The organism is Mesorhizobium zhangyense (assembly GCF_011045115.1).
GTDB classification, from domain to species: Bacteria; Pseudomonadota; Alphaproteobacteria; order Rhizobiales; family Rhizobiaceae; genus Mesorhizobium_M; species Mesorhizobium_M zhangyense.
The window spans coordinates 153357-167689 of sequence record NZ_JAAKZG010000009.1; the positions used below are offsets into that span (position 1 = coordinate 153357).

The following is a 14333-nucleotide window of genomic DNA, read 5'->3' on the forward strand; positions in this document are numbered from 1 at the left end:
CTCTAGAAAGGCGCACCCGAAAATGCCCGAAGCCACTGTCGTCCGAACACCGCTCGGCGGAGACAAGCTGATCTTCACGCATCTCGTCGGGCGCGACGAGGTCAGCCGCTGCTTCGGCTTCACGGTCGGTTTCGTCAGCAAGGACCCCGATATCGATCCTCTGAAGATGCTCGGTGGCGTCTTGTCCGTGGAGGGCGAATCCGGTGGTCCGAAACGCTGGTTCAGCGGCATCGTCTCGGAATTCCGTCTGACCCGCATCGAGGATCGCCTTGCGCACTATGAAGCCACGGTGCGTCCTTGGCTCTGGTTCCTCGGCCACACATTCGACTGCCGCATTTTCCAGGGCTTGAGCGTCATCGAGATAGCCGAGAAGATTTTCGCCAAGCATGCGCCGGGAAAATTCGAAAAACGGCTGCAGGGCTCCTATCCCGCACGCGAATACTGCGTCCAGTACGATGAAAGCGATCTGGATTTCGTGCAGCGCCTGCTCGAGCACGAAGGCATCATGTATTTCTTCGAATACGCCGACGGCGACCACACGCTGATCCTGGCCGACGCGATGAGCAAGCTGAAGCCGGCTCCCGGCGCCGAAACGGTTCCCTATCACTTCGAGGGCGAGGCGACGCGGCGCGACGTGGAATACATAACCGAGTGGATTCCCGGCCGGTCGGTCCTGCCCGGAACCTATGCGCATACCGACTACGATTTCACCAAACCGTCCGCCGACCTGAAGACGAAATCGGCTCAGCCCTTTTCCCATGAAAGGGCAAAGGGCGAGCACTATCGCCAGCCCGGCGCGCATCTGGAGCTGGGCCGCGGCGACGCGATAGCCGCGATCCGGCGCGAGGAGCTTCAGGCGGCACACCAGCGCATTGCCGCAGCCGGCACGGTTCGCGGCCTGTTTTCAGGCTCCACCTTCAAGCTCGACGGCTTTCCGCGCAAGGACCAGAACCAGGAATATTTCGTATTGCGCGCCGACTACAGCATGTACGATCCGAGTTATCATTCCGGCACCGACAGCAAGGGCGAGAGCTACCAGGTGGTGATGGAGGTGGCACCAACCGCGGTGACCTATCGTCCGCCCCGCATCACCCCGCGCCCCATCATGCGCGGCCCGCAGACTGCGACGGTCGTTGGGCCGAAAGGCGAGGAAATCTTCACCGACAAATATGCGCGCGTAAAAGTCCAGTTCCATTGGGACCGCGAAGGCAAGAAGGACCAGAACAGCTCCTGCTTCGTGCGCGTTTCGCAAAGCTGGGGTGGCGGCGGCTGGGGTTTCATCCAGATACCGCGCATCGGCCAGGAGGTGATCGTCGATTTCCTCGAAGGCGATCCCGACCTGCCCGTCATTACCGGCAGGGTCTACAACGCCAACGAGATGCCGCCTTACGGGCTTCCCGGCAATGCGACGCAATCCGGCTTGAAGACCAATTCTTCGCCGGGCGGCGGCGGTTACAACGAGATGATGTTCGAGGACAAGGCCGGCTCCGAACTGGTCAATTTCCAGGCCCAGAAGGACCACAAGCTGCTGGTCAAGAACGACCGCAACAAGCTGGTGCAGCACGACCAGTCAGACCGCATCGACAACAACGCCAAGCACTCCGTTGGCGTCAATCTCGATGAGGACGTTGGCAAGAACAAGACGACCAAGGTTGGCGTCGACCGCAAGGTGGACATCGGCTCCAACGACACTGAATCCGTGGGCATCAATCGTTCGCTGACAGTGGGCGCCGACGAGAAGATCCACGTCAAGGCGAATTCGACCGAGAACATCGATTCCAACCACACACAGACCGTCGGCGCTATCCAGACGGTCACGGTCAAGGCAGCGCGCATCGATTCCGTCCTGGCGACCGAGACGCGCAGCGTGGCATTGGCTCAGACCAATACGATTGGCGCGACGCGCAGCGTGACGGTGATTGCCACCCAGAGCCACGACATCGGGGCTTCGGATAGTTGGAAAGTCAAATCCAACCAATCGGTGGATGTTGGCGGCAATCAGACCTTCAAGATCACCGGCCAGCACAGTACGGATATCAGTAAAGGCCGTGACGCCAAGATCAAGAACGACGACGTTACCGACATCACCGGCGCGCGCGTCGTGAAGGTCAAGAAGGGAAGTACCGTCGAGATCACCGAAGACGGGCTGCTCAAGATCGGCAAAGACTTGCTTATCCAAGCCGGCGACGCGCTCGTCATCAAATGCGGCTCTGCTTCGATAGCGATGAAGAAGGACGGCACGATTTCAATCGAGGGTAAGAATATCTCGGTGAACGGCAAGGGAAAGATCAATGTGAAGGCGTCCAGCGATATCGTGATGAAGGGTTCAGAAATAAAGCAAAACTGAGGGTCCAACGATGAGCGACGTTCGGGAACGAATTGACGGTGTGGTAATTGGTGTTTTCCTCGGCTTCGAGCAGAACGTGCCAATTGTTGTTTTCCCCGGCAATCCAATTGAAAAAGCCGTCCCTGCGCGCAGCCTCGCAGAATTGACATCGGAGATGGTGGGAACGGAAGTGGCCCTCTTATTTCAGGAGGGCGATCTGATGCGACCTTTGATCGTTGGACGCGTCATTCAACCATCACGGAAAACCACTTCGCGGCGTGTTGTCCACGATGGCGAAACGGTGAAAATCACCGCTGAAAACCGACTTGAATTGCGTTGCGGTAAAGCCATGATCGTGATGGAGAAGGACGGCCGCATAGTAATTCGCGGTACATATCTGACGAGCCACGCGAGTGCCGCGAACCGAATTCGTGGCGGCTCGGTGAATCTAAACTGATGTCCGCTCCTATTTTGCGTGAAATCGTCCGCCAGCATGCTGAAATGGCGGCATTTCTCTGGGCGGTTTATGACCGCCATCTGCTTCATCCCGAAGAAAATCCTGAACTGGATGACGTGCGCATTGCACGACTCATCGAGCGGCTCGAGGCCCATCTTGATGGTCTGCGTGTCGCCGGGCAGGACGGCAAGGATATTGCCCAGGAGTTGTTCAGGGAATATCTGGAGGCTGGCGAACTGTTCGTGGTCAAGGCGCTTTCATCGAAGACTGCGATACGCATCAGGGACCTCGATATCGACAAGGTGCGGGCGTCGCTGGACGCCGGGCTTCGGTAGGCCTTAAACGAACTGGCTCAGAGATCCATATCCACTGAGAGCGGCACATTTGTCCACTCGCCGGATGAATGGTATGCGGCGCCTTCGTTGCTATGTTTCCAAAGTTGTTCTTCGTACGTGACTAACCCTAAATTGCGTGTGGTCCACGCCACTACCAAGGTGTTGTCTTTAAGCTCCAGAATTTCATCCCTGGCCGTTACGAGTGTGCGGCCCTGCCATCTCACCGCTTCTGCAAAAGTGATGTCGTCGCGCGCGCCCTGATCAACAAATTGCATTTCATCCCTTTCACCCAGAAGTGCGGTTCCTTCCCAACCCGTGACAAGGAGCTGCGCTCCGCCAAGTGGAAGTATGCAGGTGAGATTCATATTCGTTGGAATGTCGTAACGATCGAAGCCCCTTCCGACAACTTCCGCCAAAAAACCGCCGCTGCCGGAGGCAAGCAATCCGTTTTGACCTATTCCTTTCAAATCATGCAGATAGAGTTTTGGTATTCCATCGGTAACCTGGGTCCAGTTGGGCTCATCCCAGCGGTAAATTATTCCATCATAGCATAGCCCGTAGACCTTACTCCGGACCGTTCGCAGGTTGGAAATTCTTGCCAGTTTGGGATCCATGTCGGTCCACTCGGACCAATCACCGGCGGCAAAAATGTAAACTCCGCAATCATCGTCAACGAGGACGATTTTGTCTGCAAGAGCTGTCATGGATGGTATCTCGCGATCGAAAACGCGCAAGACTTCTGCAGTTCCTGAGCGAGCCCTGAACAGGATCGAAATGTCGGGGTCTGTACCCGTATCGTCGCGCGGATGGCATAGAATGAAACTTGTCCCATCGTCGACGATAGTCACGAGTTTTGAGTAAAGAGTGTCAGGTGTTGCGAACTCCAATTTAACCTCCTATGGGGGACACGGACTGCTCGGAACGGACGAACCTGAACCCGTTGCAAATTGTGAGCCGCCAGGCGGTCGCCTGCCGGCCGCACGCATCTGCGTACTGTCGGTGCAGTCCATCTTGTCTTTGTAGTAGGCATCCAGAACGAGGCCGACGCATTCGGCTTCCTCATCGGTGAGCTTGGCCGCCTGCTTGACGGATTCGACACCTGCCGCTCTGGCTTGCTTATATGTCCACTTGCCATCGACAGCGACTTTTTTTGCTTCAGCTCTGCTTACGTCGTGAGCAATTCTATGCTCTTCGCCCTGTGTTTGACTGTCCTTCAGGCAAATGGCAGGTGCGTCGCCTTCGTGGTAGTTGGAACCCGGATGGGCGCTGGGCTTCTGGAAGAGGTTCCTGAGCGCCTTCCATGCTCGTGCGCCCATGTTTGCTGCGGACTTGAAAGACTCTTTCGTGGCGCTTCTGGCGCCAACTCGAGTGAATGAGCTATTGTCGATTACGTGGTGTGCCTCATAGTCTGGTGTGTCGCACTTGTTTGGATCGTATACTGTCATCTTCAGCAGAACTTTTTCACAAGTAGCATTCCAACCCGGCTGAACCTTGCATTGTATTGGCCAAGGGGGAGTGTTCGCTGCGGGAGATGAATGATTGTTTGTCGCGAGGTCCGTGAAGCGTATGACCGGCTCGCCATCAAATTTGACGTTGTTCGACCAGGAGTTGTCGTATTCCTTGCCGGTGTTTTTGGAAGTTATGATGCCCTTTTTCGCTGCAGCGCCGGCTTCGGTGCCGGTCGTTTTTGACAAGTCAGACTTATTCTTGATGTTGACTGTTTCACCGCCGATCTTGACTGTCCCAGTGCCTTTTTCGGTATCTCCAGCCATACCGAAGCTAGGATAGGGAACAGGCACGCCCGGCGGTGTTGCGGGGTTCTCGGGTGGCGTGAAGCACACATCGGGAAAGGCGGCGATGACTTTTGCGCTGACCGCCTTTCCGGAAATTTCCAGCGAGTTCGCAAAAACGTTTGACATCAGGCGGCAACGCCCAGAACGGCTGCCCCGCAAGCTCCTGCGCTGTTCGATGCTTCGATCAGAACAGGATTGCCTGCCGCGTAACCTTTGATGGCTGCAATCTGTGCCATGCCAATCATAAGTGGCACGACTGCCGCCCCGACATTGCCAATCGATTCTCCTGGCGACCATAGATCCTGGAAGTCATGACGACCGCGCAGGATGCGCAAAGAGGCCAGCGTGGTTTGCTTGAACCAATATTGTTCGCCCACCAGGTCTGAAATTCGGTAGCCGAGCTGGTTCATTTCAATACCGGTTTCAGAAAATGCCGACCGATATGCGCTTGTCATGCCGTCTCCCCGAAGCGGCAAGTCTTCTTTGTTGTAAATAGATGCTGTCTCGCGCGCGAGGCCAAGTCCGAAAAGTCGGAGACGGTCCGGCTTGCGCGAGGCCGAACACAATACCGCTGCGGCTGCCTCACCCGGGATAAAGCCGTTGGGGTTAGTCGGTCCCAAAAGGCGTTTGCGATCGAGATAATACGAGATGGTTTCCGTGGTCAGATAGCTATCTACCCCGGCAACCATCACATATGATGCCTCGCCTGCAGAAATCATGCGTCGCGCATAGTCGAGCGCGGCATGTCCTGAAGGTCTCCCATACTGCACGATGCGGGACCGCGAGTGAGGCTCCACTTCGACAATCTCAGCGATATCACGAAGGAGATTACTTGCATTTCGAATTGGACGGCCGGGTCTGTTCTCCTCACCAAGGCAAAGAATTAGCGCAGTCCGCCCACGCGCTTCTGGCGCATGTTGGAACGCTTCGGTGATCGCGCCCGCGGCCAAATGCGCCAACCGTTTCTGGCCCAGCCAGTTGCGTGGCAGCAGCACGGGCGCACCCACCACCCATTCTCCCTGAGGGCCATTAAACCGCGTTTCCTGAAATCCATCGAGGCGAGCTCGCATCGCAGCGCAAGCCGAGGGTGCGTCAAGACCGACCGCTGTGACCATTCCGACAGAAACGATGTCGAGCAACGTCGTCATGCCTGCTCAGCCTCCTCGTCTTCCGAAACTCCATCTGAGCGGATGTAGCGCCGCCCCGTCGCTTTTGCCCGCAACATCGACTCGCTCGGCGGACCTACCCAGCATTCCGAAAAATCAAGAATGGTACGATGAATGCGCTGCGACATGCGCCAGACCAGCGAGAAGCGACGGTTTTCGGGATCGAACAGCACCGTGTCGGGCAGAACTTCACCGTCAAAGACCTTCGTGCGCGCCTTGAACAGCGTCATTGGCAGCGCCGTCTTCGGCAGCCGAAAGCTTTCCCTACCCGCCGGCGTCAAGTTCACCAGCATCACCTCTTCGCCGCCCTTGGGGTGGTCGATCTGCTGGTCGGCCGGCGCCATCTGGAAATAGCGCTCGTCGAAATCCGGCGGCAGGAAGGGGAAGATGTTTTTCGCCCAGTTGTCGTCATAGGTGCCGCCATATTCGATGCGGCCCGGCCAGCCGCGGCCCATCGGCCCAAAGCTCATCGGCTGGTATTCGCCGAAGGGCGAGCCGATTTCCTCGCCGACCGCTTGCGTGTTGGGAAGCGCCAGGCCGGGGATCAGCCTCTGGTTCTTCGGCCTCGCCCAGCCGGTGCCGACGGGATTGAACTTGTAGCTGCCCGGCAGCTTGTCTTCCGGGTCGAGCCTGTCCACGCCACCCCAGGCGGTGTCGTAGGAGAAGGGCTGGCGCAGGAACGGCATCGGCGTCGTGGCCGAAAAGAGCGGGCCGATCGCGCGCCATTCGCGGTGGCCAATGACCTCGAACAGCTTCGACCAGTTCCCGACCTTGATGCCCACCGGCACGCGCTCGGCCGGGCGTCCGCCGGGAGCATAGGCACAGCCGTTGGCGATCACGTCGCATCGGGGTTTGCGGAAAGCGAAATCGGTTTCCCACAGAGTGGCCGAATAACCGGGTTCGCCGGTCTGCGTATCGGCCATGACCAGCGGCACCTGCTCGGCCGACTTGCGCACAGGGCCGCCGGGCGTTTCGGGAAAGTCGAAGGTTCCCTTGACCACCACCACGACATATTCGTGCGCGGCCTTGTCCATGCCCATAGTGAATTCGTGCGGAAAGCCGGTCTGATTCCATATCTCCATCAGCCGGCCTCCCGGCATTCGGACAGCAGATAATCGAGTGCCGCACGAGGGGCTTCCGGGTCGACGTCGATGAGGTCTGACGAGCGTGTCCAGAAAGCCATGCGCCAGACGGGCTCGCCTTCCGTGGCCGAAAGTGGAAAGGGCAGGGTGGCCAGATTTGCCGCGAGCGCGCTGGCATCGATCTCACCGCTTCGCGCCAGTTCTCCGATTTCTTCCAGCGCTTCGAACCAGTCGTCGGCGGCTATCGTCATGCCGGTGATGGCTTCCGGCACCGGTGCTGCGAGCGTGAGTGGAAAGCGGCGGCCGATGCGGTCGTTGCTCGGCAGCACCACGCCGGCGGCCGGCCCGAACGCTTCCGCCCCGAGCAGGAAACGCAGCGGCGGATGCGATAGCTCGAAATGCGCCGCCAGATGCCGCGCGACCCAGCGGTCCCAGCGCTGGACAAAACCGGGTGCGAGCCCCGCGGTGACGAAGTCTCCCGCAGTCGGCAGCTTGCCGAAATAGCCGGGGAGAATCAGATCTTCGTCGGGCATGTGAACCTCGCGAACATCTGCAGATTGTAGGGATTCTCGACGCTGGCCGCCTTGAGCTCGAAGTCGGCGTAAAAGCCGTGGGTGGTGAGCCGAAGCTTGTAGGCTTCAGGCAGACCGGTGGGGCTGAACTGGCCGCCACGCAGCATTCTCAGCCACGCCCAGGCGCCGGTTTCGCTCACCATGATTTCGGGCGAGCCGTCCATCGGCTGGAAAGCCAGCGTGATGACGCCGGTGCCGTCCTTGCCCGGCCATGTCATCGGCTGCGGGCGGGTGGCGTTGTTGAAATAGATCAGGCTTTGCCCGTCGACATTGAGCGTGACGCGCATCACCGTCGGCGACAGATCCTTGGGCTCGAGGGTAAAATTCATGACGGGCCCGGTGCCGCCGGGAAACAGGTCGTCGCGGATATGCCGCGCCTGCTCGAAAGCAGCGAGGGCGGAAGCATCCAGACCGAAATCGGCGCGCCATTTCCACGGCTTGGCGGTGGTGTCGACATAATTGATGAGATGCGTGTTGATGAAGGCATCGATCAGCCCGCCAGGGGCGAACAGGCGCTGGAAGTCGGCGACATTGACGTCGATCGTGCTTGCCGGGTCGAACGGGTAGCGATTGGTGAGCGCTGCCTGGCAGAAGGGCATCACGTCGGCGCGCCAGATGGCGTTGAGCTCGGAGGTCACCGCCTTTTCGGTCAGGCCGGAGGTGTCGCTGGCGATGCCGGACAGCCATTCGTCGACGGGCGGGGGCAGGATTGCAGCCTGCTTGGCCACCGCCCCGGTCAGTTCGGCAATCCCACCTTGCTTCTTGACGGCATCCTGCGGGTTGGGGCTGGCGGTGATGGTCTGCAGCACGTTAGAAAGTGCGGTCATCGCCGCGGTTGCCGCATCCAGCGCCGGCGGCTTGCCGTCGACTTCGGCGACCGCGCCCTTCAGCGGCTTGAAATGCTCGGCCACCGGGCCGCCGGTTATGTCCACCTTGGACGACGCCCCGAGGCTGGGCAGCAGCTTTGCACCGCTGGAGGCCAGCTTGCCGATCTTGCCCAGCTTGGAGAGGATTTTCGAGGCACCCTTGGGCGGGACAGCCGGGCCGCCGTCATCCTCGGGTCGGTTGAGATCAGTCTCGCGCACGACCGCATTGAGCAGGCGTCGCAGGGCGGAGTCGGCGCTGGAAAGATCCTTGAGATTGTCGTTGGCGGTCTGGAGGTCGGGCAGCGGCGAAAGCCGGATGTCGCGCAGCAGGCCGTCCCATTTGGCGATGAAATCCTCATAATAGAGCTTGAGGATATCCTCCGAGAGCGCGGCCACCGACGTTTCGGAGTTTTCGGTGCAGCCGCCGGCAAACACCGCCCGGTCCAGCGCTGCCTGCGCTGCGGTATCCTGCAGCCGGTCTAGCACGACATCGTGGAAGCCGGCATAGGTGAAGACACCGGGAAGGCCGATGCGCAGCGTCTTGTCCGAGCGGCGGGTGAACACCTTGGCGCCGTTGGGGCCGGCGAAGTTGGCTGGTATCCAGTCCTTCAGCGTCGTCACTGCCGGATCGGCCAGCAGCGCATTGTAGGCGCGCTGCGGCAGCGAGATCGAGCAGATGCTCTTCAGCGATTCACCCACCAGCGCGTCGTCGGGCTTGATGTAGCTGTCCTGGGTTGCCATGGCGGCGATCGCCGCGATCTGGTGGTCGGCGGCGGGCTGGTTGGGGAAGGGCGGTATGGGCGCGAATTTCGGCAGCTGCTCCACCCACCATTGCTGCGCGAAGTCGGTGTCCATCTGTGCCAGGCCGGTCATCATGCGGTAGGTCTTCAGCGCCCCGAGTTGGAATTCCGGATCGCGGATCTGCCGCCACATCGTCGCCTCGAGCAGCGCCACCATGCGCGGCTCAAGAATATTTTGCAGGGTATGATCGTAGGCGTCTGTCTGGGCGCGGTTGAGTTCGACCGCTGCCGTCGGCCCGATCAGTTCCTGCGCGCCGCCGGGCACTGCGGTTCGCGCATCGGCGACCCGGTTCACCGCCGTGAGCGCGTCGTTCAAGTCGAGACGGTCCACCGGTGCAGGCTGTGTCGCGATCTGGGTCAGCAGCGGTTGCAGCCCTTCGAGCTGGCTTGCCTGGGCGGCAATCGCTACGCTGTTGTTGCGATAGGAGAAGATGGAGAAAGCCCCGGCGATCAACACGGCTGCCGTGGCAGCAGCAGCTGCTCCACGCCATATCCAGGCGCGCCGCCTTATGGCCGCTGGATCGAATATACCGAGCCCGGCTTCCTTGAAGATCACTTCGGTCAGCAGGTTTTTCAGGAAGAAGCTGCGCCTGTCGATGCGCTGAGCTTGCGCCATTCTCGGCGCCGGCAAGCCGAACGAGGAGGTGAGCGCTGCCGTCAGCCGATCGATCGGCGCGCCTTCCTGGGTGGCCGAGGTAAAGTAGATGCCGCGCAGCCAGGCGCTGTCCTCGTAGCGGCTTTCGCCAAAGACCGCCTCGACCAGAACCCGGATCGGCTCCGACAGGCTCTCCACCTGTGCCGGAAAGCGGAATATCTCGGCACGTGTTGCAAGGCTTTCCTCGCTTTCCATGCGCGGGATCATGCGGCGTTCGAGTTCGGTCGAAAGCGCCGACAATTCCTTGGCCACCTCGCCACCGTCGACGCGCACGCCGGGCGCGAAGGTCGCCCCCCACACCTGCTCGCGGTCGGCGGTCGACATGCTGCCGAAGAAGGCCTCGAAACCCTTGATGAGGTCTGCCTTGGTCAGCATCAGATAGACCGGCAGGCGGATTTGCAGCCGCTCCTGCAGCTCCATCAGCCGCTTGCGGAGCTTGCGTCCATGCGCCTTCAACGCCGCGTCGTCCTCGGAGAGCGCATCGACCGAAAGCGCCAGGATGACGCCGTTCAGCGCGCGCTGCCCGCGATGCTTCTTCAGGAGGTCGAGGAAGCCGAGCCATTCGGTGGCGTCGACGTCCGGTTGGCTTTCCTGCTGGACATAGCGGCCAGCGGTGTCGATCAGCACCGAGTTCTCGGCAAAGAACCAGTCGCAATTGCGCGTGCCGCCCACGCCTTGCAGATCGTCGGTCAGGTCGATCGGGAAGTTGAGCCCGGATTGGCGCAGCGCCGTGGTCTTGCCGGTGGCAGGCGGCCCAATGATGACGTACCACGGCATCTCGCGCAGGAATTTTCGCCCGCCGAGCTTGCGCCGCTTCAGCTCGTTCACGATGTCCTGGAACTTCGCGCCGACTGCCGCAACGCTTTCGTCGCCGGGGCTGAGCGGCTTTTCCACCGGCGCGGCGATCTCGGCCACGAACAGGCGGTTGGCGCGGATGGCGCGGCGCTGGGCGAGGATCAGCCAGACGAGCCACAGGATCACAAGCAGCGCGATCATCGCCATCCGTACCGTCTCGGAGGCAAACGGCGCGCTGTCGCCGATGCTGACGATCGGGCCGAACACCCAGATCAGCAGCGACAGCAGTGAAAGCCCGATCAGGGTCCAGAGCCAGCGCGAGGTGAGGACAGCCCAGAGGAGGCGCAATATGAACATGCTACATCCTCTTCTCGATCAGCACTTCGACGCGCCGGTTCAGCGCGCGACCGGCGCGTGTCTTGTTGTCGGCAACGGGTTTGGTCGCCGCGCGGCCCTCGGCGCGGATGCGTTCGCGCGGCACGCCGTTTTCGATCAGTATGTTTGCGATGGTCACGGCGCGCGCTTCCGACAGGCGCTGGTTCGTCGAAAGCGGATTGCTCGACTGGAGCGGCACGCTATCGGTGTGGCCGACGACGAGGATGTCGCCGACCAGTTCCTGATTGTCCTGGATCACGCGAGCGAGCGAGGCGATCAGCGGCTCGAACCCGTCGGTGAGCTGTGCGCGGGACGACTGGAACACTTCCGGATTGGTGCTCTGGATGATGAGCGTGGTCAGCGAAACATTTTCGCGCCCCTTCAGCGCCTGCGCCAGATTGGCGGGTGCGGCCGCCTGGAATACCGGCAGCAGCCCGACACCGACCGGCTCGGCGGCGGGGGCTGGTTGTTCACGCTGAGCCCGCACGATTGCAGCGCGCTCGAAAGGCGGCAATGCACTGACCAGCGTGGTGAGCTTTTCGGCTTCGCCGCTCAGTCGCATTGAAAGCCCGATATGCGTCGCTGTCGCAAGCACCACCGCGATTGCTCCAAGCACCCAGATCGGCACGATGAAGCGCGACGGCTCGTCTGCAGCGATCACGCCTCGCCAGTGCGGCGAAAGCGGTGCGGTCTCGGCATCGGCGTTGCGCAGGAAGCGCGCTGCGGAAGCGCGCACGGCGCTGATGGAGCGGTCGCCGGCACGGCCGGGCACGCGATACTTGCCGCGAAAGCCGAGCGACAGACATTGATATTGCAATTCAAGCAGTTCGCGGTCGCGGTTGGGATGGCGCTCGAGCTCTTCCAGCCGCGCAAAGAACTGCGTGCCGGCATCGACGTCGCCCCGCAGCATGACGACGAGCGGCTGGCGCGGCCAGGCGCCGGCGCCGCCCCAGGGCGTGTTGAGTGCAAGATCGTCGAGCAGAGCTGCAACCGACCATGCCGCGGCATCCGCCCGCGCCAGCGAGGAGCCGCCGGCAATCGCCGCGTCGCGCGCGGTGACAAGCTCTTCGAGCAATCGGGTGCGCAGCGCCTCCGGATTTTCCGGTGGCAACGCGTTTTCCATTTCAGGCGCAAATTCCAGCAACGGCGCAAACGCGTTGATGAGCGCGTTGGGATGCGCCCGTGTCCGCTTCAGCGGTGCGCCGGGCGGCGGAACCGGGTATTGCCGCACGGGCGGGGGTGCTGCGACAAGGCGGATGCGGGTGCGATCGCGATCGTCTGAGAGGCCGAATGGATCGTCCCTGCTCATCGCCTCACCTGTTTACCGAATAGCAGTCGACCTGCGGCTCGCTCGGCAGCACCCCGGAAACGCCGATGACGAAGCCCGGCGCATCAAGAAGCGAGGCCCAGTGTTCGCTGCGCTGGTCGAGTTCCAGGCAGAGCCGGTCGCCGTCATAGGGAATCTCGCGTGGCTGCGAATGCAGCGGTTTGAGCGGAATGCCCGGCAGGCGCGATTTCCACAGCGCCTCGAATTCGTCGGCCGAACCCACCGTCACCTGATTGACGAAAATCTTGCGCAACTGCTCGTCGGAGAGTTCCGACCCCACCCGCACCACGATGCGGCTGGCGGTCAGAACCTTCGGGTTGTCGATGCGGATCTTCCAGACATTGGTTGCGTGCCGCATGACGGGCAGGGCACGCGACTTCGGCTCGACATAGCGCAGGCTGAGGATCAGCGAGCGCAGCGTGTCGGCAAGGGCGGAGAAGGCGGGGCCGGGGGCCATATGGTCGTAGATGGGCAGTTCGGTCAGCCGCCGCGAACCCGAACCATAGGTCGCCATGCGGCCGGCCAGGCCTGCGAGTTCGAGAAACAGTTCGGCCGGATGAAATAGCTCCTGCGCCAGCATATGCGCCAGCCGTGGCCGCGCCTCGTTGGCGAGATTGAGCACCAGCAGGTTCTCGACGCTGCGTCCCGGCCCGCCGAGCACCATCTTGCCATGCGCGTCGGCTATGCGGTCGAGACCGGTGATGACTTCCTGAAGCAACTGCGAATACCAGGGCACCGCGTCGGTCACCAATGCCGGCGGCAGGAAGTTGTCGACCAGCGATATCCCGCCATCGGCCCGCAATCCCAGTATGTCGGCGACCGGCATCGCCGTGTAGCCGCCGACCGCAGAGGTAGGCGCAAGCAGCAGCGATTGCGGCCGTGCGATCTCGACTTCCTCGGCATCCGCGCCGCCATGCACCGCGTCGCGCACCCACTCGATGCGGCCGCGATAGCGTGCGCCCGTCGGCTCTGCATGGGCAGGATCGAAGCTCGCCCCGCCCGGCGGTTCCAGCGGCAGGGCAAGCAGAACGGCGCCGGCGCCGGTCTCGGGCGTGATCGCCAACGGCGTCGGCGCGTCCATCGTCTCTGGAATGGCGAAGGGCGTGCCGTCCGGCAGGATGCCGCGCGCCGAAAGCACGGCGATGCGCCCGGCCTCCAGCATCGACTCGTCAAGCGTCAACGACCGGAAGCCATAGGTCTGCAACCGGCCGGCCTGCAACGCGCCACGCAGCATGTCCTCGGTGTGGCGGTCCTGCTGCTGGAAGTGCTGCGTCCGAAGAAACAGACCCTCGGACCAAAGCACCCTGTTGGAATCGCTCATGCGTTTTTCTCCGTCAGCCGAGCGACAAGCCGCCCGGGCCGAGCGTCACATTCTTGGTTACCTTGGATTTCGGATTGACCGGCGACGAGGCGCGCCAGTTGCGCCCATCCGGCTCTCGCACAAGGGCGACGACGCCCATGTAAGGCGCTTCCGGCTCGAAGCCGATCGTCTTGGACGTGCTCGCACCCGGCGCAACCGCGATGCGGTCGAGCCCAACGAGATCGGCGCCAAGGGCGGCTGACGGGTCGCCCTGCAGGGCGAAATAGTCGGCCGTATTGAATGCCCCAAGGCTTTTCAGCCTCAGGATCAGCACGGTGACCGGGCGATCGGTGCCGTCAGGCCCCTTGTTCATGCCCGCTTCGCCCTTCAGGGCGACGGTGACCATGGCCGGTTTGGGTGCGCCGACGCAGGCTGAAAGGCCAGTCGCGCCAATTGCGATGAGAAAACCGCGTCGGTGGATCAT

The 14333-nt window shown here is 61.5% G+C and carries 12 protein-coding genes; 3 read left to right on the plus strand and 9 right to left on the minus strand.

Annotation, left to right across the window (positions count from 1 at the left end):
- Nucleotides 1-22: 22 nt before the first annotated feature.
- Genes G6N74_RS20395 through G6N74_RS20405 form a run of 3 tightly spaced genes read left to right on the plus strand, consistent with a single transcriptional unit; the run spans nucleotide 23 to nucleotide 3118 of the window.
- The gene (locus G6N74_RS20395) at nucleotides 23-2347 is read left to right on the plus strand and encodes a type VI secretion system Vgr family protein (RefSeq protein ID WP_165119857.1); all 2325 of its coding nucleotides are present in this window, start codon (nucleotides 23-25) and stop codon (nucleotides 2345-2347) included.
- 10 nt (nucleotides 2348-2357) lie between these two features.
- On the plus strand, nucleotides 2358-2783 hold the full coding sequence (locus tag G6N74_RS20400) for a DUF6484 domain-containing protein (RefSeq protein ID WP_165119858.1): 426 nt from the start codon (nucleotides 2358-2360) through the stop codon (nucleotides 2781-2783).
- Complete coding sequence (locus tag G6N74_RS20405) at nucleotides 2780-3118, plus strand: hypothetical protein (RefSeq protein WP_165119915.1); 339 nt, start codon at nucleotides 2780-2782, stop codon at nucleotides 3116-3118. Before G6N74_RS20400 ends, G6N74_RS20405 begins: the two co-directional genes overlap by 4 nt.
- A 17-nt stretch (nucleotides 3119-3135) precedes the next feature.
- Here the strand turns inward: G6N74_RS20405 and G6N74_RS20410 are convergent, their stop codons facing one another.
- The 9 genes from G6N74_RS20410 to tssJ are packed head-to-tail and all read right to left on the minus strand — an operon-like array spanning nucleotide 3136 to nucleotide 14333.
- On the minus strand, nucleotides 3136-4005 hold the full coding sequence (locus G6N74_RS20410; RefSeq protein ID WP_165119859.1) for a hypothetical protein: 870 nt from the start codon (nucleotides 4003-4005) through the stop codon (nucleotides 3136-3138).
- Between the two features lie 9 nt (nucleotides 4006-4014).
- On the minus strand, nucleotides 4015-5037 hold the full coding sequence (locus G6N74_RS20415) for a DUF4150 domain-containing protein (RefSeq protein ID WP_165119860.1): 1023 nt from the start codon (nucleotides 5035-5037) through the stop codon (nucleotides 4015-4017).
- Complete coding sequence (locus tag G6N74_RS20420; protein WP_165119861.1) at nucleotides 5037-6059, minus strand: beta-ketoacyl synthase N-terminal-like domain-containing protein; 1023 nt, start codon at nucleotides 6057-6059, stop codon at nucleotides 5037-5039. Before G6N74_RS20420 ends, G6N74_RS20415 begins: the two co-directional genes overlap by 1 nt.
- Nucleotides 6056-7159, minus strand: coding sequence for a DUF2169 family type VI secretion system accessory protein (locus G6N74_RS20425; RefSeq protein ID WP_165119862.1), 1104 nt, complete (start codon nucleotides 7157-7159; stop codon nucleotides 6056-6058). Before G6N74_RS20425 ends, G6N74_RS20420 begins: the two co-directional genes overlap by 4 nt.
- Nucleotides 7159-7692, minus strand: a complete 534-nt coding sequence (gene tagF / locus G6N74_RS20430; protein ID WP_165119863.1) for a type VI secretion system-associated protein TagF — start codon at nucleotides 7690-7692, stop codon at nucleotides 7159-7161. The genes G6N74_RS20425 and tagF overlap by 1 nt, the downstream gene beginning before the upstream one ends.
- Nucleotides 7674-11204, minus strand: coding sequence for a type VI secretion system membrane subunit TssM (gene tssM / locus G6N74_RS20435; protein WP_165119864.1), 3531 nt, complete (start codon nucleotides 11202-11204; stop codon nucleotides 7674-7676). Before tssM ends, tagF begins: the two co-directional genes overlap by 19 nt.
- A 1-nt stretch (nucleotide 11205) precedes the next feature.
- Nucleotides 11206-12531, minus strand: a complete 1326-nt coding sequence (gene icmH, locus G6N74_RS20440; protein ID WP_165119865.1) for a type IVB secretion system protein IcmH/DotU — start codon at nucleotides 12529-12531, stop codon at nucleotides 11206-11208.
- A gap of 4 nt (nucleotides 12532-12535) precedes the next feature.
- A complete protein-coding gene (gene tssK / locus G6N74_RS20445) occupies nucleotides 12536-13870 on the minus strand; it encodes a type VI secretion system baseplate subunit TssK (RefSeq protein WP_165119866.1) in 1335 nt (444 codons plus the stop codon).
- Between the two features lie 13 nt (nucleotides 13871-13883).
- Nucleotides 13884-14333 (minus strand): type VI secretion system lipoprotein TssJ, encoded by a 450-nt coding sequence (gene tssJ / locus G6N74_RS20450; RefSeq protein WP_165119867.1) that lies wholly within the window; start codon nucleotides 14331-14333, stop codon nucleotides 13884-13886.

Coding starts and splice junctions, on each gene's coding strand:
- G6N74_RS20395 (WP_165119857.1), top strand. CDS start 23: ATGCCCGAAGCCACTGTCGTCCGAACACCGCTCGGCGGAGACAAGCTG.
- G6N74_RS20400 (WP_165119858.1), top strand. CDS start 2,358: ATGAGCGACGTTCGGGAACGAATTGACGGTGTGGTAATTGGTGTTTTC.
- G6N74_RS20415 (WP_165119860.1), bottom strand. CDS start 5,037: ATGTCAAACGTTTTTGCGAACTCGCTGGAAATTTCCGGAAAGGCGGTC.
- G6N74_RS20420 (WP_165119861.1), bottom strand. CDS start 6,059: ATGACGACGTTGCTCGACATCGTTTCTGTCGGAATGGTCACAGCGGTC.
- G6N74_RS20425 (WP_165119862.1), bottom strand. CDS start 7,159: ATGGAGATATGGAATCAGACCGGCTTTCCGCACGAATTCACTATGGGC.
- tagF (WP_165119863.1), bottom strand. CDS start 7,692: ATGCCCGACGAAGATCTGATTCTCCCCGGCTATTTCGGCAAGCTGCCG.
- tssM (WP_165119864.1), bottom strand. CDS start 11,204: ATGTTCATATTGCGCCTCCTCTGGGCTGTCCTCACCTCGCGCTGGCTC.
- icmH (WP_165119865.1), bottom strand. CDS start 12,531: ATGAGCAGGGACGATCCATTCGGCCTCTCAGACGATCGCGATCGCACC.
- tssK (WP_165119866.1), bottom strand. CDS start 13,870: ATGAGCGATTCCAACAGGGTGCTTTGGTCCGAGGGTCTGTTTCTTCGG.
- tssJ (WP_165119867.1), bottom strand. CDS start 14,333: ATGATCCACCGACGCGGTTTTCTCATCGCAATTGGCGCGACTGGCCTT.